The sequence below is a fragment of the Mordavella massiliensis genome, assembly GCF_016902415.1.
GTDB lineage: Bacteria > Bacillota > Clostridia > Lachnospirales > Lachnospiraceae > Merdimonas > Merdimonas faecigallinarum.
The window spans coordinates 1-952 of sequence record NZ_JACJLV010000109.1 but is presented as its reverse complement, the minus strand read 5'-3'; the positions used below and the strand labels follow the sequence as shown (position 1 = coordinate 952).

At 33.6% G+C, this 952-nt stretch carries 2 protein-coding genes; both read right to left on the bottom strand.

From position 1 onward, the window contains the following. Window positions 1-224: PhnD/SsuA/transferrin family substrate-binding protein (locus H6A13_RS12990; RefSeq protein WP_204909945.1), on the bottom strand; the 224-nt coding region annotated here is incomplete at its 3' end. A gap of 34 nt (window positions 225-258) precedes the next feature. After that, window positions 259-952: phosphonate ABC transporter ATP-binding protein (gene phnC / locus H6A13_RS12985; protein WP_207751900.1), on the bottom strand; the 694-nt coding region annotated here is incomplete at its 5' end.

Sequence of the window (952 nt, the reverse complement as noted above, 5' to 3'; positions counted from 1 at the left end):
GAAGAATAATCTGTTGTTACAATAAGATTAATTTCCATATCAAGTGTTTCACTAAGATACTCTTTCAATTTCTCATTATTTTTAATAACCTCAGCCGGTGACTCATCAGGAAGCAATGCGACATTCAACACTTCTTTTTTTGATGTTTCTTTTGTTCCTGAACATGCTGTTGTACTCATTGCTATTACAAGCATCATACTAATAAATACTATAATTTTTTTCATAATTATAATCCACCTTTCTCACTTATATATTTCTTTAGTTTTCATAAATATGCTGTATCTGTCTTGTTGTGACAGACTCTGTGTTTTCATCAAAATCAATTTTTCCATTTCGTATTCCTATAATTCTTTGCGCATATGCTCTTGCATATTCCACTTGATGAAGATTGCATATAATAGTTGTTTTCATTTCTCTATTAATTTTTTCAATCAAATCCAATATTTCTTTCGCCGTAACAGGATCAAGACTTGCAACCGGTTCGTCTGCTAACAATATTTCCGGTTCCTGCAAAAGAGCTCTTGCTATTCCTACTCTTTGTCTTTGTCCTCCTGAAAGTTTATCAGTTCGTATATATGCGTACTCACTAAGTCCTACCATATCAAGCAATTCCAACGCCTTTTCCTTTTCACTCTTTGTAAATCTGAGACTCATGGAATTTTTTTTGCTCAAACTTCCCATTAGGACATTTGTCAATACACTCAAATTTCCCACTACACAACTTCCCTGAAAAATAAATCCTACACGTTTGCGTATCTCTCTCATACTTTTTCGATTAAGTTCTATACCTGATATTTCTACGCTACCTTTTTCTGGAATATAAAGCCCATTCATACACCTTAATAATGTAGATTTTCCTGCTCCACTGGAACCAAGAACAACCACAAACTCTCCGTCTTTTATGCTCATTGAAATATCTTCCAGCACACTCTTTTCCTTAAAGCTCTTATAT